We start from the raw sequence: 22,964 nt of genomic DNA, 5'->3' as shown, positions 1-22,964 counted from the left end.
AGTGCATTATCAGTACTTTAAATCCACTTTCATTGGCATCTAGAGAGATGTCACTTTAGGTAACACAGAATCGAGTTTTGATACCAGTTGTATGGGTATTTAAACAGATTGGTTGTTATATCTATTTAAAATAAAGCGTGGGTTTATACTGCACAACAATAAAACAAAAATGATTATAAGAATTCAAGGATTTAGGCATGACCACCTATATTATGATTGGGAGTTTCCTGCTCTTCTGTGTCGTGCTCATGGCATGGAAAAAGCTCGGAAATAATTCCAAACCACAAGACAGTGCGTTAAAGCAACGTGCTATTTTTAACCTGAATGAGCAATTGACCTTCACCCGTTTGAGGGAAGTATTACCTGAATACATCATTTTGGCACATGTTTCCTATGATGCCTTAATGACGACTAAATTTAACCGGACTCGACATAAGTACCGCAACCTGACTGCAGATTTTGTAATTCTGGATCAGCAGCACCAGATTCTAGCCGTGGTGGGAGTAGATGACCCATTAATTTTGAAGCGTCCCCAGCAGACGGGTTTTCAGGATGCATTACTAACCATGGCAGGTTATCGGGTAATTCGTTACGATGATGTGCCGGAATATTATCAGTTGCGCCAGGACTTCTTGCAGGAGCAAGCCCAAATGCAGAAAATGCCCAAATATACAGTTAGCAATGATCTGAAAAAATATTATTTATATTCGGATTTAGAGCGCAGTAAAATCAAAGCTGTGGGCTAAAACAAAAAAGCATGCCAGAAGCATGCTTTTTTATGAGTACCGATCTTGAAACATTATTCCGGTTTAACCGCCACGACAGTCAGTTCGACCAATACCCGTGGATCATAGAGTTTTGCTTCTACACAGGTACGAGGCAGCGCTTCGATATCAGCGACCCAGGCATCCCAGACTTCATTGAAGGCTGCATAATCTTTTTCAATGTCTTTCAAATAGATGGTTACCGACATGATGTGACTTTTGTCTGTGCCGGCATCTGCCAGAAACTGGTCAATAATATCTAAAGTCTGTTGGGTTTGCCCTTTAATATCCAGTTCAACATCTGTGGCCAGCTGGCCGGCAAGATGCACCAGATTACCGGCAATGGCAATTTCCGAAAAGCGTTTCGATACGTGTAAACGTTCAACTGTCATGTTGTTCATCCTGAGTTTTGGGCATCAGGGCTGCGACCAATGCAGTCAGCAGACAACCCACCGCCAGATAGATGGCTACATAATGCCATGAACCATCTGCCCAAATCACCAGTGCCGCTGCAATAAATGGGGTAAAACCACCACCAATGATACTCGCCACCTGATAGCCAACTCCGGCACCGCTGTAGCGGTATTCGGTGCCAAACAATGAGGTGAAAATCGGCTGATGGACACTGACCACCATATCATGGGCAACGTTCGCCAGTAAAATTGCCCCCATAATGATCATCCAGGTGTTTTGTGCATCGAGCGCCATAAAGAAGGGAAAAGCTGAAAGCGCACCAATCAAACCACCCCAGACACACATTTTCTGATGATTAAATTTATCTGCCAGCCAGGCAAAGAAGGGAATACTGAAGCAGCTGATGGCCCCGACCATCAAGGTAATATTCAGGAAGAACTGTTTGTCCATGCCCAGATTACTGGTCGAATAGTTCAAGGCGAAATTGGTGACCAGATACATGGTCAGCAATTCGGTCAAGCGTAAAGCAATGATATAGAAGAAAGCTTTAGGGTGTTTACTGATGGCCTGCAAGATCGGCAGTTTTTCTGGTTGATGATCAGCTTTCACCACCTTTTCCACAAACTCTTGCGATTCATCCTGATCACGTCGGATCCACATCGCTACAGCTAACAGTACGATGCTGGCCAGAAAGGGAATACGCCATGCCCATTCAGCAAAGGCTTCTTCACCCAGTGTTGCAATAATAATCGACACTGCACCGGTCGCCAGGACCAGACCGACGCCATAACCGACCTGAACCCCACTGCTATAAAAGGCTTTTTTTCCTTTTGGCGCATTTTCTACGGCCATGAGTGCTGCACCGCCCCATTCACCACCCACGGCAAAGCCTTGCAAGGCACGGCAAAACACCAGCAGCACCGGAGCCCACCAGCCAATTGCTTCAAAATTTGGCAGCAGACCAATCCCGACCGTGGAAATTCCCATCAGGATTACCGTAAGTACCAGCATTTTTTTACGGCCGAGCTTGTCACCAAAGTGACCAAATACCACACCACCTAAAGGACGAAACAGGAAGCCGACCCCAAAGGTGGCCAGAGCCGCAAGGGTACCCATGTTCTCGCCAATACTGGGGAAAAACTGATCTTTAAAAATTAAGGCTGCAACAATGCCATAAAGGAGAAAATCATACCAATCGACAACAGCACCAACAAAACTAGACAGCGCAGCTTTACGTGCGCGTTGTTCTTGAACAACAGAAGAATTTACAGAAGACATGCAGGAGGGGATTCCATGAGTTACATCAGAGTTGCCCTGCAATATTCGGATTTGATCGTCACGCTAATCACAGGACATCATGCTGAAAGTAAAGGTGATTTTCAGCATCTCGGCACATACATGGATAATGCATTGCGCAGATAGAGTACTCTAAAAAATCAAAATGTAAAAACAAAGTTGCCGTATTTTTAAACTGATGCCTAAAACATGATCAAAAAAGGTTTAGAGTAGCAATAACTGGGTTTCAGTTTCGGGGACGCTGAGCTGATACACGCCGACGCCGATCAGCCGAAATTGCATCTGCGGAGCAATATGCAGGTCGTCGAGCAGTAAGTCCAAGGCTTGGGCTAATTCCTGTGGGCTACGCAGCACCTGTTTAAAACTTTTACTGTGTTGCATCACCTGAAAATTCTTGAGTTTTAATTTGACCGTAACGCCGCGAGCAGAAAGCTGTTTCTTTTGCAGGCTTTGCCATACTTGTCCAAGTAAAGGCTCCCAATAGGGGTGACATTGGTTCAGATGCAGGTCATCATCAAAAGTGGTTTCTTTGGAAATTTGCTGGCGTTCCCGTTCCACTTCGACCGGTCGTTCATCAATGCCTTGAGCATACAAAAATAGCCGCCGTCCATATTTGCCAAAATGTTGAATCAGTAAGGCTTCATCAATTTGCTGTAAATCGCCTAAAGTTTCTAGATTCAGGCTTTTCAGTTTTTCCTGGGTGACTTTACCGACACCAGGAATTTTTTTCAGTGGCAGATCCTGGATGAATCCCTGAACTTGTGATGGCTTAATCACACAGATCCCATTCGGTTTGTGCCAGTCCGAAGCAATTTTAGCGAGAAACTTGTTGGGCGCTACACCAGCAGAAGCAGTTAATCCGGTGGCTTGAAAAATATCCTCGCGAATTCGCATGGCGACTTCGGTAGCACTTGGGATTTGTTTTAAATTTTCTGTGACATCCAGAAAGGCTTCATCCAGAGACAGTGGTTCAATCAGGGAAGTATATTGTTGGAAGATCTGATGAATCTGTGCCGATACCTGCCGGTATTTGGCAAAATCTGGCTCAATCACGATAACTTGAGGACACAGTTTGCGCGCCTGCCCCATGGACATGGCAGAACGCAGGCCATAAAACCGTGCCGGATAGGAGGCAGCCGCGACCACCGCCCGAGGATGATGCGAGGCTATCACCACAGGTAAGTCTTTCAGTTCTGGACGTTCACGCAGCTCTACCGAGGCATAAAACGCATCCATATCAATATGAATAATTTTGCGCATATCCGCTATCTTAAGGGGCTTTAATCGGATTGGGAAGCGAAGGCTGAGTTGAGTAAATAGGGTTGCGGTCCACTGAGCAGAACGACTTTGGTCCCTTGTGTCTCGGCAGCCTGAATCAGAAGTTGCAAACTTTTTGGGGTGTCATCGGCAAGACGAGGTAAAAATTGCAGCGGCTGGTTTAAAGGCTGAAAAAAATCATCCCAATGCATTGGAATCACCACTTTGGGCTTGAGCATGTTCAGGGTTTCAGCTAGATATTGTTGCTGATAGGCAGAAGATTGTCTGGAAAGCTGGGCAATGCCTAAAAATAAAGTATCGACCTGTAGGTTTTTAAATTGATCCGGGATAAATCCGGTACTGGCCTTGACCAGAATTTTATATCTCGCATGCTCAATCAGGTAATCGAAACTGCCGCCTTCTTTAAATTCGGAAAATTTGGCCGGAAGGGTTAAAGGCTGTAGCAGCTCTTTGCCTAAATCATCATTTACCACTGTGGGCGGGGTATGTTGTGAGGGAATTGCAGTGATCTGGAAATGCCCCCATTGCTGTACTTGCCAAGGCTTAATCGGCTGTAATTGCTGTGGAGTAACTTTGGGATTTGCCCGGGCGATATTCAGGGTGCTTTGCGAACCGACCACAGCAGTTTCGGGAAGCATCTCTAGTAAAGCCGGGACATCCAGAACATGATCATAATGAGAATGACTGACCAGAATGGCTTGGGTTCGGCTCAATTCATGGCATTGTACCAGTTGTTCTAAGAGCAGCTTATCACTTTGAATAGGTCGAGTAATTACTTGCCGCAAAGATGGCCGGCTAAAGAAACCATCGATCAGGATCTGATCGTGGCCATCATCGAGTAACAGGGTGGACACACCAAAAAAATTGACTGTAAGCCCGTGAACGGATATACCGGTTTGCGGCTGCCACGCTTTAAAGTCACTAACCTTGCCCGAAGCTTGCAACAGATAAGCCAGCATACCCGCGATGAGTAGGAGTAGAATCACCAGACCGAGTAAAATGCCTTTTATCCATTTCAATCTTTTTATTTCCTTGTTGTTTTTATAAAGAACTTGTTTTCAGGCGATCAGCTTTATTTCGCTTTATTCTCAGATGAAGGTACTACAATCGCATTCTTTTTGAGAAAATCCCGCCATTGCTGTTCTGAGCCATAAAAAACATTCAGGTCTACCGGTGTGGTAATACCGGGAATTTTCCCCTGACTGGTATGTTGCCAAAACGTCCATTTAGGCTGATCTTTTAAATCAGGCAGACCTTTGTATTCACGTACCCAGAGTGGTACGTTAGGAAAGTGTCCTGCCAGTACAATATTATAAAAAGCTTTAGAAATATAGAAAATCGGCTGCTTGCCATAATGCTTTTTCAGGGCATCGTGCATCACCTGAATTTCGTTTAAAAGCTGCTCTTTAGAATAGGTATTGATGCATTTGCTGTCATATTCCAGATCAATTACTGGCGGTAAGGCATCCGGTTTATTGGGTACGGAGTCAATAAAATTCTGGGCTTGAATGCTGCCATCGCGGCAGAGCCGGTAAAAATGATAGGCACCGACCAAAAAGCCGCGTTCACGTGCTTTCAACCAATTTTCCTGAAAACGGGTATCTTTAAAGTCGCCGCCTTCAGTGGCTTTCAGATAAACAAAACGGTATTTTTCAGGCGAAATCTGCTGCCACTGAATCTCTTTTTGATGATGCGATACATCAAAACCCTGAATAGGATAATCGGCTGCATGGGCAGACGGTGCTTTCATCAGGCAGAGATAGACCATGGCGATCGTGATCACAGTGATCAGGATGCCCAGCCCAATCAAGAGCGATTTATGAACTCTGTTCGGAGCCTGATTTTTTTGCATTTTCAGTCCTTGCCTATATGTGATTTAGCCTAAAACTTACAATCAGCCCAAAGTGAATATAGCGCATCAAACCGGGGTATTTTTAGGAATATGCCAGAAAATATAGGCCGCAATAATATTGATGCAGCCTAAACAGATCAGTGATACATGAAAAGCAGCCACCAGATTGTCAGCGCCGTAATAGGCACTCAGCATGTTCACCAGTGTTCCTGCCAGTGCCACCCCGATACTCATTGACAGCATCATGATCATCGACAGGAAACTGTTGCCGCTACTGGCATCCTGCTGGCTTAAGTCCTTTAAGGTGAGGGTATTCATCGACACGAATTGCAGTGAATTTAAAATGCCGAAGATAAAGAAATGAATCGCACGCAGCCAGATTGGGGTTTCTGCCGTGGTCAGGGCAAAACTGGCAATACACAGACCCACCAGCAAAGTATTGACCAGTAAGACCCGGCGATAGCCAAAACGCTGAATGATTTTGCGGATAATCGGTTTGGAGGCCAGCGAACCGAGCACAGTCGGAATCATCAATAAACCGGTAATAAAAGGCTCGAAACCGAATGCGACTTGCAACATGAGGGGGAGTAAAAATGGAATCGAGTTGCCGCCGAGACGGGCAAAGAAATTACCCAAAATACCAATCGCATAAATTTTATTTTTAAACAGCCGGCTGCGAAACAGGGCGTTGCTATGGGTATGCGAATGATAGGCATAAATCAGGGTGGCCAATAAACCGGCCAGAATCAGGCTCAGGCTCCACCACAGCGAGTTTTGTGGACTGGCAAAATTTTCAATTCCCAGACAGAGGCCCACCATGGCCACGACCAGCAAGATAAAGCCCCAATAATCAAAACGGGCGACTGTAGGTTCAAGTACATTCGGCATGGCCTTAAAGGTAATCAGTGCGCCCAGCAAACCAATCGGTAGATTGATCAGGAAAATCCAGTGCCAGGACAGATATTCCACCATCCAGCCACCTAAAGTCGGGCCAATCAACGGACCAATCAGGCCGGCCAGACTCATCAGACTCATGGCGGCCAGAAACTGGGTACGGGGAATGATCTTCAGCATGGCCAAACGGCCGACCGGCAGCAATAGTGCACCACCGATCCCTTGAAAGATCCGGTACACCAATAATTCATTCAGGCTACTTGACCAGGCACAGCCCAAAGAGGCCAAAGAGAAAATAATAATTGCAGCAAAATAGGTATTTCTGACCCCGAACCGGTCTGCCAGCCAGCCACTTAAGGGAATGCAGGCCGCCACAGACAGCACATAAGCCACAACCACACTGTGCATGCGTAGCGGATCTTCCTGCAAATTTTGGGCAATTGCAGGTAGGGCGGTATTAATAATGGTGGTGTCCAGCCCCTGCATAAAAAAGCCAATCGAGACCAACAAGACCAGCAGTCTGAACTCGGGATCTAAGGCTTGATGCGTAGGCGTGGCATTCATAATTCTGGAAAACTGAAAATTTTGAATAGTTTAAAGGAATCAGCCGAGTCTGTCGTATATAAAGCGTTTCAACTTTTATGCGGTGTTGTGTCAAGGAACTGCAACCGATCTGTCATGGCACTGCAATGCTCTGGTTATAAATTGGTCACGAATTCTTCATGATAGATCAACAAAAAAATGAAATTAAAATTAAAGTCATTGATAGTGGCCATGCTGGCTGTGGGGATGGTGGCATGTGGAACTGAGAATGAAAATGAAACGCCGGTTCCAATCGTTGAGGCTACACCGAACTCGATCGAGTTAAGCAAATTAGCTGCTTATGAATCGGGTGTGTTTGCGCAAAGTGCAGCAGAAATTCCGGCCTTTGATGCCGAGAGTCAACGCCTATTCGTGGTCAATGCCAAAGAGGGCGTATTGGATGTACTGGATTTAAGTCAACCTGATCAGCCGAAAAAAATAAGTTCCATCAATGTCGATGACATTGCGCCAGAGGCTGAGGTCAACAGTGTCGCGGTTCACAATGGCATCGTCGCCATTGCGATTCAGGCTGCTGTGAAAACTGATCTTGGCTATGTGGCCTTGTATCAGGCCAAAGACCTGAGCAAGCTGGCCCACGTACAGGTGGGTGCCTTGCCGGACATGCTGACTTTCACACCGGATGGTCAAACTTTGCTGGTGGCCAATGAAGGCGAGCCTTCTGATGATTATCAGGTTGATCCAGAGGGTTCAGTATCTGTCATTAGTCTGGCCAATTTAAAAGCCCCGATCGTTCGTACAGCAGACTCTAAGGCCTTTAATGGACGGGAAGCAGCATTGCGTGAACAGGGCATCCGCATTTTCGGACCAAAGGCCAGCGCAGCTCAGGATTTTGAACCTGAGTACATCACTGTTTCAAAAGATGGAAAAACTGCTTGGGTTGCCTTACAGGAAAACAATGCCTTGGCCAAAATTGATGTGGCTTCTGCCAAAGTACTCGCTGTTTATCCATTTGGCTTTAAAGATCATGGCATGAAGGGTCATGGTATGGATGTCAGCGATGTGGATGGTGTCGACGGTAAAGGCAAAATCAATATTCAAACTTGGGCCAATGTCCGAGGCTTATATATGCCAGATGCGATTGCAAGTTTTGAGGTCGCCGGCAAAACCTATATTGTGTCTGCCAATGAAGGCGATGCCCGTGCCTGGGGTGAAAACAATCCTGCATATTTCAATAACGATACCAGCCAGGGCTTTGTAGAAGAATGGCGGGTGAAACACTTGGTCCATGCCAAAGGTTTTGACCGCCGTCTGGGCGATGATTTACCAGCCCATCTTCGGGTATTGGCCAAAGGTGCAGAACTCAATCCAACTAACTTTGCCTACTGCGGTGCTATTGTAGGGGATGCCAAAGACTGCCGTGAAGATCATCTGTTGGGCCGTTTAAATATTACGTGGACCGAAGGCTATCAAAAAAATGCCGATGGTACAGCCAAACTGAATGAACGGGGCAATCTGGTCTATGATCATTTATATAGCTTTGGTACACGCTCGGTCAGTATCTGGGTGGAAAATGATCAGCAGACCGGTTTAGAACTGGTATGGGATTCGGGCGATCAGTTTGAGCAGTATATTGCCAAACATCATCCTGAGATTTTCAACTTTAATCATGAAGAAGCCGGACTGGATAATCGCAGTGACAATAAAGGGCCGGAACCTGAAGGGGTGACCTTGGGGCAGATTGGTCAAAAAACCTTTGCCTTTATTGGGCTGGAGCGTGTCGGTGGCATCATGGTATATGATGTGTCTACACCTGCATCACCAGTCTTTGTGCAATATATTAATTCACGTGATTTTAAAGCGACTACAGCGCAGATTGAAATGGGACAAGCCGGTGATTTAGGACCGGAAGGTTTGGTATTTATCCCCGCCAAAGACTCCCCGAATAAGAAACCCCTCCTGGTGGTCGGCCATGAAGTCAGTGGCAGTACCACGATTTATCAAGTAAATCTCAAGTAGTCAAAAGCTTTTAAATTCAGGGCACTTCGGTGCTCTTTTTTGTAAGGTGACCATATATATGACAGTCTTGTCATTAAAATGAAATAAAACCGTCATAATCTTGGGCCAACTTTTCAGCACTGCTGAAATCTCCTCGCGTATAGGTTTGTTTTTATGACAATCGAGATTTTGATGGTGATCGGCTTCTGTTTGGCCGCTTACTCTATTGTCGGAAATGATGTACCTCAAACCTTAGGGACATTTATTTCTTCGAATTCACATCGCCCATGGTGGGTATTGTGGATTTATATCAGCTCAATTTTAATTGTCGTATTGGTCTATGGTTGGTATGCATCTGGGGTGGGTGATGCCTCATACGGTCGTTTAGAAACGATTCCTTTCCCTGAAGGTGGCATTACCTGGCTGTACATTGTGCCGCCAATTCTGCTGTTGATGCTGACCAAATACGGGATTCCAGTCAGTACCACCTTCCTGGTGCTTACGATTTTCTCTCCTGCCAGCTTAGGCTCGATGATGGTCAAATCGATGATGGGCTATGCGGTGGCCTTTATTGTAGCGATTGTCATCTATCGTTTTGTGGTCAAGCAGCTGGCACGCCATTTTGCCAAGACACGTCATCAGGAACACTCCAAGGTCTGGATGGGCTTGCAATGGGTCTCTACCGGTTTCCTGTGGAGCCAATGGCTGATTCAGGATCTGGCTAACATCTTCGTGTATGTGCCACGTCAGGTGCCGTTTGAATTCCTGATGTTTGCGATTACGGTATTCGTAGTCTTGCTGGGTGTGATTCTGTATCAACGTGGCGGGGCTATCCAAAACATTGTCGACACCAAAACCGGTGTGACCGACATTCGTGCTGCAACGATTATCGACTTCATGTATGCCATTATCCTGTTAGTTTTTAAAGAGTGGAGCAACATTCCAATGAGTACCACCTGGGTATTCCTGGGATTACTGGCCGGTCGTGAATTTGCCATGTCGATGATTCTGGATGAAGTCAACAAACATCGTACTTCACGTAATGTCAGTGCAGATGCCATGAAACTGATGTTCGGTCTGGCCATGTCGGTCATTCTGGCAACAACTTTGCCGATGTTTTATGACTTTGTGACGAATTATGGTCAATAAGTCCTGATATTAAAAATCCAATAAAAAAGCGAGCCAGGTGCTCGCTTTTTTCTTAATTGGAACGGTTTAAACCACAAATCTTTGCGGATGGCCTAAATTGGTTAAAGTTGTATAAATTTCTTCTTCGTGTTCGCAAATGATCAGTTTGGCACGATGCTGTGGCGGTAAAAAACCATCTTCAACGGCGCGGTCCAGCTGCGCAATCAAGGCATCATAGAAGCCATTCACGTTATAGAGCATCATCGGTTTCTGGTGCTGGTTTAGCTGACCCCAAGTGGCAATTTCCAGAATTTCCTCAAACGTGCCCAGTCCACCCGGTAATGCCACAAAGGCACAGGCCCGCTCGGCCATCATAGCCTTGCGTTGATGCATGCTGGTCACCACATGTAATTCAGTGAGCTGGTTATGGGCAATTTCATAATCCAGCATAAATTCGGGAATCACCCCAACGGCTTCACCGCCGTGCTGGATCATGGCATCCGCGACCTGTCCCATCAAGCCAATACTGGCGCCACCATAAACCAGCCCGAAACCATGTTCTGCCAGTCCTTGCGAGAGATGAATGGCTTTTTCTAAATAAACCGGTTTGTTGCCTGCACGTGAACCACAATAGAGTGCCACTAGAGGGCGAGTTGTTTTTGGGGAGTTTTCTTTAAAATAATCTGTCATTTGAATTACGCTTTGCATTTATTTTCTTCACCTTATCATTTTTCTTTCTTGTGACTCTAGCTTAATTAATAAATATGACAATTCTGTGAGCAGCTGCATTTTCACTGCATTACAGCCAGGCAAAATTCATCGATAAACAGCCATGAAAAAGGGTGAATTTCAAATTGATCTTGCTATACTGAAAATTGGTTTCACAACAATAGAACGACGATGGGTAGTGGTAGTTGGCCGTTTAACTTTATAAATCTACGCCAAATAATTGATCTTATTCAATATAAAAAATTCTGTTTTGCTGTGTCACAGCGTCAGGTGATTCCATGCTGCAGTCCTGAGCTTCAGGAGCCAAGCGTATGATCTTTGAATGGATGTCAGACCCTTCAGCCTGGGTCGGTTTACTCACGTTAATTGTTCTTGAGATTGTACTCGGGATCGACAATCTGGTTTTTATTGCCATTTTGGCGGAAAAACTGCCCCCGGAACAACGTAATACCGCGCGGATTGTCGGCTTAATGCTGGCCCTGCTGATGCGTTTGATCTTGCTGGCCTCGATTGCCTGGGTGGTGACCCTCACCGATCCACTATTCCACATCTTTGATCATGCCTTCTCGGGCCGCGATCTGATTCTATTGTTTGGTGGGGTGTTCCTGCTGTTTAAAGGCACCATGGAACTGCATGAGCGTCTGGAAGCCAAACCCGTCATCAAAGAAGAAAATCCGGTCCATGCGGTATTCTGGATGGTGATTGTCCAGATCGTGGTGCTGGACGCCGTATTCTCATTAGACAGCGTGATTACTGCGGTTGGTATGGTCAAAGACCTGTCAGTGATGATGATTGCCGTGATTATTGCCATCGGGATTATGCTCTGGGCATCCAAAGCTCTGATGGATTTCGTCAACAGACATCCGACCGTGGTGATTCTGTGTCTGGGCTTCCTGATGATGATCGGCTTCTCGCTGGTGGTCGAAGGCTTCGGTTTCCATATTCCGAAAGGTTACCTGTATGCTGCAATTGGCTTCTCGGTGATTGTCGAATTTATTAACCAGACCATGAAACGCAATCAGGAAAAAATGGTGACCACCACCGACATGCGCTACCGTACTGCTTCTGCCGTAATGCGGATGCTGGGTGGTAAACCTGCTCAGGACAATGACTCGTCTGAACCGGAAGATGTTCTGGCCACGCGTGCCTTTGCCGATGAAGTCTTTAATGATGACAATGGCATCTATCATAGTGTCATGGTGCAGGGGGTACTGGGTCTGTCTGAACGTCCGGTCAAGTCGGTAATGACGCCACGTCCTGAACTGGAATGGATTGATCTGGACAATGACGCTGACAGTATCAAAGAACAGTTATTGCAGATGAGCCACTCGCGTCTGATTATCGCCCGGGGTGAACTGGATAATATTGCCGGTGTGGTACTGACCCATAAAGTCCTCAACGAATACATTGAAACCGGGGTGCTGGATTTTGAAAAGCATTTACGTGAGCCAGTCATCGTGCATGAAAATGCCCAGGTCTTGATGGTGATGGATCAATTGCGTCAAGCACCCTTACAGATGGCAATTGTGCTGAATGAATATGGCTCAATTGAAGGGATTGCCACCCCAATTGATGTACTGGAAGCGATTGCTGGTGAATTCCCTGATGAAGATGAACTGCAAGCCGCCGCAGAAAGCCTGGAAGATGGTAGCCTGATTCTGGATGGTTCTACTGATATCCGTCATGTTTCGTTGCTGCTGGATCGTGATTTGGTGAATGAAACCGAAGAATATTCGACTTTATCTGGTTATGTATTGTTCCATATGGCACGTTTACCGCACAGCGGTGAAAAGTTTGAAGCAGACGGGCATATCTTTGAGGTGGTGACCATGGACGGTCATAAGATTGATAAAGTGCATATCATTCCGCAGCTTCCTGCGCAGGACTAAACTATAGTCAGCGTTAGGTTGGTAAAGTTTGCTAAAATAGCCCGCATTGTCGGGCTATTTTTATGGAACTGAAATGTCAGAAGCATGTCCATGCGGACAAGGTGAATATCATAGCTGTTGTCAGCCCTTACATACTGGACAACAGGTCGCAGAGACTGCGCAGCAACTGATGCGTTCCCGTTATAGTGCCTTTGCCAAGCATGAAATCGATTACATTAAAACCACGACTGCGCTGGGTCAGCAGCAGGCTCTGGATTTGCAAGCCATTAGTGATTGGAGCAAAGCCAATCAGTGGTTAAAGCTTGAGATTGTTCAAGCCAATGAAAAATTAGATAAAAATCATGCCTTAGTCGAGTTTAAGGCGCATTTTCATGCTGGCAAGCAGGCACAAGTGCATCATGAAGCTTCGCATTTTGTAAAATTTGAAGGCCATTGGTATTTTCTGGACCCGACCACGGAGCAGAAACTCAGCATGAAACAGGTTTGCATTTGTGGCTCGGGGAAAAAATTTAAGCAATGTTGTGCCGGATTTTTATAACTTTCACATAGATTTAGCTTAGAATAAGCGCCATCTCAAAGCCTCAGGTGGAAGCAGGGCGATGTTACTAACCGTCATCTATATTATTGCAATTACCGCTGAAGCGATGACCGGGGCACTGTCCGCTGGCCGGCGCAGCATGGACTGGTTTGGTGTCATGATCATTGCCTGTGTTACGGCACTGGGTGGTGGGTCGGTTCGTGATGTTCTGCTGGGACATTATCCTTTAACCTGGGTCAAACACCCCGAATATCTGGTGCTGACCTGTTGCGCTGCTTTCGTCACCATCCTGATTGCCAAATGGATGCGACAGTTACGTAATGTCTTCCTGGTCCTGGATGCCTTGGGCCTCATTGGTTTTACCATTATTGGCTGCCAGATTGCTCTGGAAATGGGACATGGTTTTGTGGTCAGCGCCGTCGCGGGTGTCTTGACCGGTGTGTCTGGCGGGATTTTGCGTGATATTTTATGTAATGACGTACCGCTGGTATTCCGTCGTGAACTGTATGCCAGTATTGCCTTTGTTTCAGTAATTTTTTACTGGCTCTGTAGCCACTATGGCTTGTCGCAGGACCTGACGATTATTTCTACCCTGATTTTTGGTTTTAGCTTACGTCTGATCGCCATCTATTTTGGTCTGGAAATGCCAAAATTCATTTATAAAGAAGATGATGAACACTCGGCATCCTCCAAAGACGAATCCTGAGGGTTAATCTTGTTGCATGCGGTAATAAAAATAACCGTATTTGGCACAATTCGTAGTATAAAAAATATAAAGTAGCCCACCTGTTGAGAAAGCAGCATCTCCCGTTCCACCTGATCAGAGATTTTTGTTATGGATTTAGTTTCTCGCATACAACGCTTACCGATTGGTAAGTTTCACTATACCTTGCTGGTGGTGATTGGGCTGGGCTGGATGTTTGATGCCATGGATACCGGATTGATTTCCTTTATCCTGGCAAAAATGGCTGAAGACTGGCAGATGACTGCCGATCAGAAAAGCTGGGTAGTGTCGATCGGTTTTGTCGGCATGGCAATCGGGGCGATTTGTTCAGGTGGCCTGGCAGACCGTTTTGGCCGTAAAACAGTCTTTGCTGCGACTCTGGTCATTTATAGCTTGGCCACGGCAGCCTGCGCTTTTGCACCGAATCTGACCTGGCTGCTGGTATTCCGTTTTATTGTCGGTTTAGGCTTGGGTGGTCAGTTACCCGTGGCCGTAACGCTGGTCAGTGAATATATTCCTGCACATGTGCGTGGCCGTTTTATTGTGTTGCTGGAAAGCTTCTGGGGACTGGGCTGGTTAGTTGCTGCCTTGGTATCTCGTTTTGTCATTCCTGATTTTGGCTGGCAAACTGCTTTCATGATTGGTGGCCTGCCTGCGCTGTATGCCATTGTAATCTGGAAAATGGTACCGGAATCTATTCCATTCCTGATTAACCGTGGTCGTATAGAGGAAGCTTCGGCACTGGTCAAAAAGATTGAGCGTCAATGTGGCGTTCAAGTCTATGAAATTTTTGAAGTGAAACCGGTCGCAGAGAAGCAGAATATTTCATTTTCCCAGTTATGGTCGGGTATCTTTGCGCGCCGTACGCTTATGCTCTGGCTGATCTGGTTCGGTATTATCTTTTCCTATTATGGCATCTTTACCTGGTTGCCAAGTTTACTGGTCAAAGAAGGCTATAGCATTGTCCAGTCTTTTGAATATGTGCTGATTATGATTCTGGCGCAGTTGCCCGGTTATCTGGTGGCGGCATGGCTGGTCGAAAAACTCGGTCGTAAGCCGACTTTGGCCGGCTTTATTGGCATGTGCGCGATTTCTGCCTATTTCTTTGGTCAGTCGGGTAGTGTTACTGAAATCGTGATTTGGGGCTGTCTGATGTCCTTCTTTAATCTGGGCGCCTGGGGCGTGCTCTATACTTATACCCCGGAACAATATCCGACCAATATCCGTGCCTTTGGTTCAGGCTGGGCCGGTGCTGTTGGCCGGATTGGCGGCATCGCAGCACCCTTTGCCGTAACCCATCTGATGGGCATGCCCAATGGTTTCAGCTATGTCTTTACCATGTTTACTGCGGTTCTGGTCGCTGTTGCGATTGTGATTCTGGTCCTGGGTGAAGAAACCAAAGGCAAGACCCTGGAATCGATGGGCTTATAAACAGAATGATTTTTTAGTTGCTTAGGGCCTATAAAGTGGATATTTTTAGGCCATAAGACACAAATTGTCGCGCTGAACGATTTGATGCCCTTGTGTCATCTACAGCCACGACTTAGCATAAGAAACATTGATACAAAAACGAATTATTTAGGACTATAGGTTGTTATGACAAGCCTTGCGCATCATGCGACAGAAAACCGTTCCGTAGCAGAATTTACCGAACAAGCTTATCTAAATTACGCCATGTACGTGATTATGGATCGGGCACTCCCTCATATTAGCGATGGCCTGAAACCGGTACAGCGCCGGATTGTCTATGCCATGAGTGAGCTGGGCCTGAAATGGACCAGCAAACCGAAGAAATCGGCACGTACGGTCGGTGACGTACTGGGTAAATACCATCCACATGGTGACTCAGCCTGTTATGAAGCCATGGTGCTGATGGCGCAGCCCTTTAGTTATCGTTACCCGTTTATTGAAGGACAGGGCAACTGGGGTTCTCCGGATGATCCGAAGTCTTTCGCAGCGATGCGTTATACCGAAGCCAAGCTTTCCCAGTACAGTGAACTGTTGCTGTCTGAGCTAGGTCAGGGTACCTGTGAATGGCAGGACAACTTTGATGGTTCGATGAAAGAACCGGTGAACTTGCCAGCACGTGTACCGAATATCTTGCTCAATGGTACCACTGGCATTGCAGTTGGTATGGCTACTGACATTCCGCCGCATAATTTGCGTGAAGTAGTCAAAGGTACCATTGCCCTGATTCGTAATCCGAACCTGACCGATGAAAAAATCGCAGAATATATTCCTGCGCCAGACTTGCCGACCAAAGCTGAAATTATCACCCCGCCTGCTGAACTGTTAAAAATTCAGACCACAGGTCGTGGCAGCTACCGCATGCGTGCGGTCTATAGCGTCGATAAAAACGAAATTATTATCACTGAATTGCCATATCAGGTCTCAGGTTCCAAAATTATCACTCAGATTGCCGATCAGATGCAGGCCAAAAAACTGCCATTGGTCAGTGATGTACGGGATGAATCGGATCATGCCAATCCAACCCGTTTAGTGATTGTATTGCGTTCGAATCGTATTGATGCCGAATCGGTGATGAGTCACTTATTTGCTACGACTGATCTGGAATCCAGCTACCGCGTCAACATGAACATGATTGGTGCGGATGGTCGTCCACAGGTGAAATCGATTCGTCGTATTTTGCTGGAATGGATTGAGATCCGTAAAACCACTGTAACGCGTCGTCTACAATATCATCTGAACAAGATCGAAAAACGTCTGCATATTCTCGGTGGTCTGATCATTGCTTATCTGAATATTGATGAAGTGATTCAGATTATCCGTGAAGAAGATCAGCCAAAGCCGGTACTGATGCAGCGTTTTAATATTGACGAGATTCAGGCCGAAGCGATTCTGGAACTAAAATTACGCCATCTGGCCAAGCTTGAAGAAATGGAAATGCGCCGCGAACAGGAAGAACTGGAAGCGAAAGCGGCAGTGATTCGTGAACAACTGGCCAATCCGGAATCTTTAAAAAGCCTAATTATTTCTGAGCTGAAAGACGATGCCAAGAAATTTGGTGATGATCGCCGTTCGCCAATCGTACAACGTGCTGAAGCTGCTGCGATCAATGAAACTGAAATGTTGCCGGCCGATCCGGTGACAGTAGTGTTATCAGAAGCTGGCTGGATTCGCTGTGCCAAAGGTCATGAAGTCGATGCAGAAAATCTGAATTTCCGTGCCGGTGATCAGTACTTGAGTCATGCACAGGGCAAATCCAATCAACGCGTTTATGTATTAGATGACACTGGCCGTAGCTATGCCTTGGCCATCAACACATTGCCATCTGCACGTGGTCTCGGTGAGCCGCTCAGTTCAAAACTGTCTCCTGGCAGTGGGGTAGGTTTTAAACAGGTTCTGGTGGCAGAGGATGAAACTGAAATTCTAGCAGCAAGCAACAAAGGCTATGGCTTTAAAACCCAGGCCAAGCAGCTGGATACCAGTGCCAAAGCCGGGAAAGCTTTCCTGAATTTATCTGAAGGGGCAGAGGTCATGAACCTGCAGCCACTCGATGATGCCACGCATGTTGCACTGCTCAGTTCGGCAGGACGCCTGTTGATTGTCGATTTAGCAGAATTACCTGTATTGAACAAAGGTAAAGGAAATAAATTGATACAACTTGAAGATGGTGATCAAATTTTGTCCATGACAATATTGAAGCTTGATGAAATAATTCAAGTGCTTGCAGGACAACAGCAGTTAAAATTAAAAGGGGATGATTTGCGCAAATATATCGGCAAGCGCGGTGCGAAAGGACAGCTTTTACCACGCGGATATCAAAAAGCAAATAAACTGTTGATTCAAAGATAAGACTAGCATCCATCCTGTGAAATACGTTATATATGAACAACGATTCAACAAGATGGATGCAATATTGCACATATACAAGTCTAAAAATGGCGTGTGATATTGAAAAAAACAGTTGAAATACTAAGGATTATGATTGGAGAGATGGCCATTATGGAAAAAATTTGGTTTGCTGAATACCAAAAAACAGGGATTCCAGAAACAGTAGAATTACCAGCAGAAAATACTTCTCTAGTAGATGTTTTTGAGCGTAATTTCCAAAAATTCGGCTCGCGTGATGCCTTTATCTTTATGGATAAGGCCATGACTTTCAATGAACTGGAAGAGGCGAGCCGTAAGTTTGCAACTTATCTACAAAGCTTGGGGTTGGCAAAAGGTTCACGTGTGGCAGTGATGATGCCAAACGTTCTTCAGTATCCGGTTGTGGCACTTGGGGTGTTCCGCGCAGGTTTGGTACTGGTCAACGTGAATCCACTCTACACATCGCGTGAACTTGAGCATCAATTGAATGACTCTGGCGCTGAAGTGCTGGTGATTATTGAGAACTTTGCTTCTGTTTATCAAGCAATTATTGGTAAAACACCAGTGAAGCATGTCGTAGTAGCTTCTGTCGGTGACATGCTGGGTGCCTTGAAAGGAACACTGGTAAATTTTGTATTGCGTTCTGTACGCAAGCAAATTCCAGCTTGGGATATTCCAGGCCATGTGAGATTTAATACGGCGTTATCTAAAGTTAATCCAAGCAACTATAAACGCCCTGAATTGACCCTTAGCGATACAGCAGTTCTTCAGTACACAGGTGGTACGACGGGTGTATCTAAAGGTGCTGAACTGACACATCGTAACCTAGTTGCGAACATGTTGCAGTGTGACGGGATCTTCCAGAGTAAATTTGGTGCGCAAGATGGTCAGCCAGATGACCGTATTTTCTGTGCTTTGCCGCTTTATCATATCTTTGCATTCATGGTATGCGCACTTTACGGTATGTACAAAGGTCAGGCGAACGTTCTGATTCCAAACCCGCGTGATTTACCTGCGGTGATGAAAGAACTACGTAAATATCAACCGACTTTCTTCCCGGCAGTAAACACGCTGTTCAATGCGTTGGTAAACAATGAAGAGTTCAAGCAACTTGATCATAGCAAACTGAAAATGGCGATGGGCGGCGGTATGGCCGTACTTCCTTCTACTGCAGCAGCATGGAAGAAAGTCACTGGAACCAATATCGTTGAAGGTTATGGCTTGTCTGAAACTTCTCCGGTTGCAACAGCAAACCCACCTGCGTCTGAAGAATTCAGCGGCACTATTGGCATTCCATTGCCATTGACTGAAGTGGCTATTCTGGATGATGAAGGCAATGAAGTTCCACTGGGTGAGCAAGGTGAAATTTCAATTCGTGGTCCTCAGGTCATGAAAGGCTACTGGAACCGTCCAGATGAAACTGAAAAAGTCATGGTGAACGGCTTCTTCCGTACCGGTGATATCGGTGTCATGGATTCACGTGGTTATGTGAAAATCGTAGACCGTAAGAAAGACATGATTCTAGTGTCTGGTTTTAACGTCTATCCATCTGAGATTGAAGAAGTTGTAGCAACTCATCCAAAAGTACTGGAAGTGGCCGCGATTGGTGTGCCAGATGAAAAATCAGGTGAAGTACCAAAATTGTTTGTCGTGAAAAAAGATCCATCTTTAACCACAGAAGAAGTTTTAGCATTTGCTAAAGAAAACCTGACCGGTTATAAACGTCCACGTTATGTCGAGTTTATGGATGAATTGCCAAAATCAAACGTAGGTAAAATCCTGCGTAAAGATCTGCGTAAAACAGCCTAATACCTCAAAGAAAAAAAGCGCCGTTAGGCGCTTTTTTTGATTTAGGCTTTTTATTTTTTCATTAACCAGCGGTCAAAATACGGACGGCCTACGCCAACCACCCCCAAGAAGATAAACATGGTGCCAAACTGACGGGTAAATCCGGTTTGATTAAAGCTGCCATAACTTAGAATGTTATCGATCACACAATAAACCAGAATCGCGACCAGCCAGTGCCAGAGAGGCGTACGCTTGATACCTACGAAATAAAAGGCAATCCATAAAATGGCAAAGGTGAAGATTGGCGACCAGATATTCATATTGGCACAAATGACGGCCATTAAAAATGCCACGATCGGTAGGACAATTTTTAATACGCGATCCACTTGACGTTGATGCTGGCGTTGTTTCTCGAGGACATCGAACATTTCATTTTGATCAGGTGCGACCATAGTGAATCCTTAACAAGTAATAAAAAGCACTCTATTTAACAAAATTTATTCACGAAATGCCATGCTATGATAGAGATAAAATTTTCATGAGAAAAAACAGATGCACAGCATTAGTGGGGTTATTTATCTCATTTTGGCCGCTTGTCTTTTGCCTTATGTGTTTACATTGATTGCAAAAAAATCAGCAGGCTTCAGCAGCAAAGACAATCAGAACCCACGGGCATTTTTAGAAAAGTCTTCAGGCTTGGCCAGTCGCGCCAATGCTGCCCAGCAGAATAGCTTTGAAAGTTTGCCACTCTTTATTGCTGCGATCTTGATGGCAGAGTACATGGTGATATCACAAGATTTGGTCATGATTTTTGGTGTGGCTTATCTGGTTTTTCGAGTGTTGTACGGAATCTGCTATTTGGCTAACTGGGCAACTTTACGCTCCATTGTATGGTTGCTCTCGATGCTATGTCCGGTGGCTTTATTGCTGCTGATCATCAAGTTGGTTTAAGTCATCAGGTCTGCGGACATATTTACAGTTCAATATTTTAAAATCCAAAAAAATCTTTAAAAACCGTTATAATTGTCGCGGTTTTTTAAAAGATATAATTTGTTAAAGAGTGATGCTATGAGCTACAGCAATATCCCAGCGGGTAAAGATGCGCCAAACGATATCTATGTGATCATCGAAATTCCTGCAAATGCAGCACCAATCAAATACGAAATCGATAAAGATTCTGATGCGTTATTTGTAGACCGTTTCATGGGTACAGCAATGTTCTACCCAGCAAACTACGGTTATGTACCAAACACACTATCGCTTGATGGTGACCCATTAGACGTACTGGTGGTAACACCTCATCCAGTAGAGCCAGGTTCAGTCATTCGTTGTCGTCCTGTCGGTAAATTGAACATGGAAGATGATGGTGGTGTTGATGCGAAACTGGTTGCAGTTCCACATGACAAACTGACTCCAATCTACAAAGATGTTCAGGAATATACTGATCTTCCTCCATTGTTGATCAGCCAGATCGAACATTTCTTCCAGCATTACAAAGACCTTGAGCCAGGCAAATGGGTCAAGCTGAGTGGTTGGGAAGGTGCTGATGTTGCGAAACAAGAAGTACTGGACTCAATTGCTGCTTATGCAGAAGCAAATAAATAATTGCTTTTTATCGTTCAGGTTTTAACTTTTTAAAGCCTGGAATAAAAAAACCTGCACAATGTGCAGGTTTTTTTATGGCTTGAAACTCAAGTGAATTAGAATAATTTCACAGGAATATCTAACCAGATACGCCATTCATTAGTGTCACCAATGTAGTTTCCGTATTGGTATTCATCACTCGCACGGTAGTATGAGTGACGTACACGTAAGCTAGTGTCTTTAGCAAAACCAGATTGAACTGTATATTTTACCTGATTAAAGAATTCACGTTCTTGAGCATCACTAGTGATTAATTGAGAGCGATCATTTTGATTAGCAACATCAATATCCCAACCATAAACAAATGCAGAAGTCCAAGATAGGCCAGGAACATTCATTGCACCGAAATCATAAGTGTATTGAAGCTGTGCTGATTTTTCATCATTACCAATGAAGTCAGACAGGTATGAGTTCGGCATATAAATGGTTTGATGACCATCACCTACACCTTTACCTAAACCATAGTCATAACCTGTATTACCCGTATTTTGTTGGTAAGCAAGCATGACATTGTGTGGGCCTTTATTATAGGTCGTAGAAATTGCCCAAATATTGTTGCTTAAGTTATTAAAGTCATCAGTTGTATGTGAGTATGTATATGCACTGACGTCGGATTTTTTATCCCAATCAGTATGATAGCCACTAAAGTCATGAGTTAAAGTACTACCATTCGCCAATGCATAACTATAATTGGCATTGACATAATGACGCTCTAGGCGGTCTTTAATGTCTGTACCATAATAAGAAGCATTAACTGCATCATTAAATTTGTATTTTGCACCCCAAACTACTGCGCGATCCAATTCATTACCATCAGATTTGATCTGGCTTGAACGCTGGTTTTCAGTAAATTTACCAGCAACGAGGCTTAAGTTTTCGATTTCATTACTTTCAACCAATACACCTGTAAAGTATTCAGGTACTAAACGCGCAGTATTGCTTGCAAGTACAGGTAAGTCTAAAACCTGAGTACCATAAGTAGCAGTCGTGTTTGAAACACGTGCTTTTACATATGCGCCGCCACGTGCCCAGTGATCATAAGCTGAACCATCGGGATGTTGAGGAATCATGTCATTACCGGCATGTGCATTTTCACCCAATTTGAAAGATGCATCACCAATGATACCCGCACCAAAGCCGACTACACCTTTGGTAAAACCAGAGTCTAATTTAACGATCGCAGTTTGAGCAGCTGAGCTTGTATCATTAACAACTTCACGTGCACCGGTTTGATTGTCGTTATAGTTGATTTTATCGCGGTGCAAATAACCGGTACGGAAAAGTACAGAACCTTCTGCATCTTCTACAAAACCTTTCGATTCACTTTGCTCGCTAGCGAAAGCAGTAGAAACCAAAGCAGCCTGAATCAAAACTGCTAACGTTAATTTTTTTGAATTTTGCATTGGGAAGAGAGCCTTATACAAATTGATCGGAATTTTTTAGGAATTGTATAAGAAATGCTGAAAAAATGTCATTTTTTATTAGATATATTCCACTAAAGTTTAGATTTTTTTAACTCAAATTAAACAATAGCAAGGATTTGAGGTGATTAATTTTCAACCTGTCGGTAAAAAGTTAGTAAAAACATAACTCTATTGACAGGTATAAATGATATTTCTGAAGTGATGAAATGAATATGATCAGCTTGTTTATT

At 44.9% G+C, this 22,964-nt stretch carries 21 protein-coding genes; 12 read left to right on the top strand and 9 right to left on the bottom strand.

Annotated features, from left to right (window positions below):
* Positions 1 to 197: 197 nt before the first annotated feature.
* Positions 198 to 746, top strand: coding sequence for a DUF2726 domain-containing protein (locus I6L24_RS02890; protein ID WP_004732580.1), 549 nt, complete (start codon positions 198 to 200; stop codon positions 744 to 746).
* Between the two features lie 53 nt (positions 747 to 799).
* Here I6L24_RS02890 and I6L24_RS02885 read toward each other — a convergent pair whose 3' ends face one another.
* Positions 800 to 1,156: a RidA family protein gene (locus I6L24_RS02885; RefSeq protein ID WP_005101539.1), complete on the bottom strand. Its 357-nt coding sequence runs from the start codon at positions 1,154 to 1,156 to the stop codon at positions 800 to 802.
* Positions 1,146 to 2,456, bottom strand: coding sequence for a shikimate transporter (gene shiA, locus I6L24_RS02880; RefSeq protein WP_216986397.1), 1,311 nt, complete (start codon positions 2,454 to 2,456; stop codon positions 1,146 to 1,148). The genes I6L24_RS02885 and shiA overlap by 11 nt, the downstream gene beginning before the upstream one ends.
* A 15-nt stretch (positions 2,457 to 2,471) precedes the next feature.
* Here shiA and I6L24_RS16720 point away from each other — a divergent pair, with 15 nt between their 5' ends.
* A complete protein-coding gene (locus I6L24_RS16720) occupies positions 2,472 to 2,600 on the top strand; it encodes a hypothetical protein (protein WP_004644884.1) in 129 nt (42 codons plus the stop codon).
* Positions 2,601 to 2,678: 78 nt separating this feature from the next.
* Here the strand turns inward: I6L24_RS16720 and dinB are convergent, their stop codons facing one another.
* The 4 genes from dinB to mdtD all read right to left on the bottom strand — a co-directional run bounded on the left by dinB (position 2,679) and on the right by mdtD (position 7,062).
* Positions 2,679 to 3,734 (bottom strand): DNA polymerase IV, encoded by a 1,056-nt coding sequence (gene dinB, locus I6L24_RS02875; protein WP_216986396.1) that lies wholly within the window; start codon positions 3,732 to 3,734, stop codon positions 2,679 to 2,681.
* 20 nt (positions 3,735 to 3,754) lie between these two features.
* Positions 3,755 to 4,771: an MBL fold metallo-hydrolase gene (locus I6L24_RS02870; protein ID WP_005101532.1), complete on the bottom strand. Its 1,017-nt coding sequence runs from the start codon at positions 4,769 to 4,771 to the stop codon at positions 3,755 to 3,757.
* A gap of 53 nt (positions 4,772 to 4,824) precedes the next feature.
* Positions 4,825 to 5,604: a glycoside hydrolase family 25 protein gene (locus I6L24_RS02865; RefSeq protein WP_216986395.1), complete on the bottom strand. Its 780-nt coding sequence runs from the start codon at positions 5,602 to 5,604 to the stop codon at positions 4,825 to 4,827.
* A 66-nt stretch (positions 5,605 to 5,670) separates the two neighbouring features.
* Positions 5,671 to 7,062 carry a multidrug transporter subunit MdtD gene (gene mdtD, locus I6L24_RS02860; protein ID WP_216986394.1) on the bottom strand — a complete coding sequence of 464 codons (1,392 nt, stop codon included), beginning with the start codon at positions 7,060 to 7,062 and terminating at the stop codon, positions 5,671 to 5,673.
* Between the two features lie 177 nt (positions 7,063 to 7,239).
* Between mdtD and I6L24_RS02855 the strand changes: the two genes are divergently transcribed.
* Both I6L24_RS02855 and I6L24_RS02850 read left to right on the top strand, forming a co-directional pair.
* The gene (locus tag I6L24_RS02855) at positions 7,240 to 9,057 is read left to right on the top strand and encodes a choice-of-anchor I family protein (RefSeq protein WP_410550257.1); all 1,818 of its coding nucleotides are present in this window, start codon (positions 7,240 to 7,242) and stop codon (positions 9,055 to 9,057) included.
* 153 nt (positions 9,058 to 9,210) lie between these two features.
* Positions 9,211 to 10,185, top strand: coding sequence for a hypothetical protein (locus I6L24_RS02850; RefSeq protein WP_085064596.1), 975 nt, complete (start codon positions 9,211 to 9,213; stop codon positions 10,183 to 10,185).
* Between the two features lie 66 nt (positions 10,186 to 10,251).
* Here I6L24_RS02850 and I6L24_RS02845 read toward each other — a convergent pair whose 3' ends face one another.
* Positions 10,252 to 10,872, bottom strand: a complete 621-nt coding sequence (locus I6L24_RS02845) for an LOG family protein (protein WP_004281026.1) — start codon at positions 10,870 to 10,872, stop codon at positions 10,252 to 10,254.
* Positions 10,873 to 11,204: 332 nt separating this feature from the next.
* Between I6L24_RS02845 and I6L24_RS02840 the strand changes: the two genes are divergently transcribed.
* The 6 genes from I6L24_RS02840 (at position 11,205) to I6L24_RS02815 (ending at position 19,687) form a co-directional block, all read left to right on the top strand.
* The gene (locus I6L24_RS02840; RefSeq protein ID WP_085064597.1) at positions 11,205 to 12,782 is read left to right on the top strand and encodes a TerC family protein; all 1,578 of its coding nucleotides are present in this window, start codon (positions 11,205 to 11,207) and stop codon (positions 12,780 to 12,782) included.
* Positions 12,783 to 12,855: 73 nt separating this feature from the next.
* A complete protein-coding gene (locus I6L24_RS02835) occupies positions 12,856 to 13,320 on the top strand; it encodes a YchJ family protein (RefSeq protein WP_004732551.1) in 465 nt (154 codons plus the stop codon).
* Between the two features lie 61 nt (positions 13,321 to 13,381).
* A complete protein-coding gene (locus I6L24_RS02830) occupies positions 13,382 to 14,026 on the top strand; it encodes a trimeric intracellular cation channel family protein (RefSeq protein ID WP_004732549.1) in 645 nt (214 codons plus the stop codon).
* A 129-nt stretch (positions 14,027 to 14,155) separates the two neighbouring features.
* Positions 14,156 to 15,475 carry a niacin transporter NiaP gene (gene niaP, locus I6L24_RS02825; RefSeq protein ID WP_085064598.1) on the top strand — a complete coding sequence of 440 codons (1,320 nt, stop codon included), beginning with the start codon at positions 14,156 to 14,158 and terminating at the stop codon, positions 15,473 to 15,475.
* Between the two features lie 165 nt (positions 15,476 to 15,640).
* Complete coding sequence (gene parC, locus I6L24_RS02820; protein WP_085064599.1) at positions 15,641 to 17,860, top strand: DNA topoisomerase IV subunit A; 2,220 nt, start codon at positions 15,641 to 15,643, stop codon at positions 17,858 to 17,860.
* A 150-nt stretch (positions 17,861 to 18,010) separates the two neighbouring features.
* Positions 18,011 to 19,687 carry an AMP-binding protein gene (locus tag I6L24_RS02815; RefSeq protein ID WP_216986393.1) on the top strand — a complete coding sequence of 559 codons (1,677 nt, stop codon included), beginning with the start codon at positions 18,011 to 18,013 and terminating at the stop codon, positions 19,685 to 19,687.
* Between the two features lie 50 nt (positions 19,688 to 19,737).
* Here I6L24_RS02815 and I6L24_RS02810 read toward each other — a convergent pair whose 3' ends face one another.
* Positions 19,738 to 20,118 carry a hypothetical protein gene (locus I6L24_RS02810; RefSeq protein ID WP_004732541.1) on the bottom strand — a complete coding sequence of 127 codons (381 nt, stop codon included), beginning with the start codon at positions 20,116 to 20,118 and terminating at the stop codon, positions 19,738 to 19,740.
* 100 nt (positions 20,119 to 20,218) lie between these two features.
* Between I6L24_RS02810 and I6L24_RS02805 the strand changes: the two genes are divergently transcribed.
* Positions 20,219 to 20,617 (top strand): MAPEG family protein, encoded by a 399-nt coding sequence (locus tag I6L24_RS02805; protein ID WP_216986392.1) that lies wholly within the window; start codon positions 20,219 to 20,221, stop codon positions 20,615 to 20,617.
* A gap of 117 nt (positions 20,618 to 20,734) precedes the next feature.
* Positions 20,735 to 21,271, top strand: coding sequence for an inorganic diphosphatase (gene ppa, locus I6L24_RS02800; protein ID WP_004281037.1), 537 nt, complete (start codon positions 20,735 to 20,737; stop codon positions 21,269 to 21,271).
* 95 nt (positions 21,272 to 21,366) lie between these two features.
* Here ppa and I6L24_RS02795 read toward each other — a convergent pair whose 3' ends face one another.
* Positions 21,367 to 22,713: an OprD family outer membrane porin gene (locus I6L24_RS02795; RefSeq protein ID WP_085064600.1), complete on the bottom strand. Its 1,347-nt coding sequence runs from the start codon at positions 22,711 to 22,713 to the stop codon at positions 21,367 to 21,369.
* Positions 22,714 to 22,964 lie beyond the last annotated feature (251 nt).

Source organism: Acinetobacter lwoffii, assembly GCF_019048525.1.
GTDB lineage: Bacteria > Pseudomonadota > Gammaproteobacteria > Pseudomonadales > Moraxellaceae > Acinetobacter > Acinetobacter lwoffii_K.
This window is presented reverse-complemented; position numbering and strand designations above follow the sequence as displayed.

Excerpts from the sequence above, each read along its gene's own strand:
- I6L24_RS02890 (WP_004732580.1), top strand. The coding sequence starts at position 198 with ATGACCACCTATATTATGATTGGGAGTTTCCTGCTCTTCTGTGTCGTG.
- I6L24_RS02885 (WP_005101539.1), bottom strand. The coding sequence starts at position 1,156 with ATGACAGTTGAACGTTTACACGTATCGAAACGCTTTTCGGAAATTGCC.
- shiA (WP_216986397.1), bottom strand. The coding sequence starts at position 2,456 with ATGTCTTCTGTAAATTCTTCTGTTGTTCAAGAACAACGCGCACGTAAA.
- I6L24_RS16720 (WP_004644884.1), top strand. The coding sequence starts at position 2,472 with ATGAGTTACATCAGAGTTGCCCTGCAATATTCGGATTTGATCGTCACG.
- dinB (WP_216986396.1), bottom strand. The coding sequence starts at position 3,734 with ATGCGCAAAATTATTCATATTGATATGGATGCGTTTTATGCCTCGGTA.
- I6L24_RS02865 (WP_216986395.1), bottom strand. The coding sequence starts at position 5,604 with ATGCAAAAAAATCAGGCTCCGAACAGAGTTCATAAATCGCTCTTGATT.
- mdtD (WP_216986394.1), bottom strand. The coding sequence starts at position 7,062 with ATGAATGCCACGCCTACGCATCAAGCCTTAGATCCCGAGTTCAGACTG.
- I6L24_RS02855 (WP_410550257.1), top strand. The coding sequence starts at position 7,240 with ATGAAATTAAAATTAAAGTCATTGATAGTGGCCATGCTGGCTGTGGGG.
- I6L24_RS02850 (WP_085064596.1), top strand. The coding sequence starts at position 9,211 with ATGACAATCGAGATTTTGATGGTGATCGGCTTCTGTTTGGCCGCTTAC.
- I6L24_RS02845 (WP_004281026.1), bottom strand. The coding sequence starts at position 10,872 with ATGCAAAGCGTAATTCAAATGACAGATTATTTTAAAGAAAACTCCCCA.
- I6L24_RS02840 (WP_085064597.1), top strand. The coding sequence starts at position 11,205 with ATGATCTTTGAATGGATGTCAGACCCTTCAGCCTGGGTCGGTTTACTC.
- I6L24_RS02835 (WP_004732551.1), top strand. The coding sequence starts at position 12,856 with ATGTCAGAAGCATGTCCATGCGGACAAGGTGAATATCATAGCTGTTGT.
- I6L24_RS02830 (WP_004732549.1), top strand. The coding sequence starts at position 13,382 with ATGTTACTAACCGTCATCTATATTATTGCAATTACCGCTGAAGCGATG.
- niaP (WP_085064598.1), top strand. The coding sequence starts at position 14,156 with ATGGATTTAGTTTCTCGCATACAACGCTTACCGATTGGTAAGTTTCAC.
- parC (WP_085064599.1), top strand. The coding sequence starts at position 15,641 with ATGACAAGCCTTGCGCATCATGCGACAGAAAACCGTTCCGTAGCAGAA.
- I6L24_RS02815 (WP_216986393.1), top strand. The coding sequence starts at position 18,011 with ATGGAAAAAATTTGGTTTGCTGAATACCAAAAAACAGGGATTCCAGAA.
- I6L24_RS02810 (WP_004732541.1), bottom strand. The coding sequence starts at position 20,118 with ATGGTCGCACCTGATCAAAATGAAATGTTCGATGTCCTCGAGAAACAA.
- I6L24_RS02805 (WP_216986392.1), top strand. The coding sequence starts at position 20,219 with ATGCACAGCATTAGTGGGGTTATTTATCTCATTTTGGCCGCTTGTCTT.
- ppa (WP_004281037.1), top strand. The coding sequence starts at position 20,735 with ATGAGCTACAGCAATATCCCAGCGGGTAAAGATGCGCCAAACGATATC.
- I6L24_RS02795 (WP_085064600.1), bottom strand. The coding sequence starts at position 22,713 with ATGCAAAATTCAAAAAAATTAACGTTAGCAGTTTTGATTCAGGCTGCT.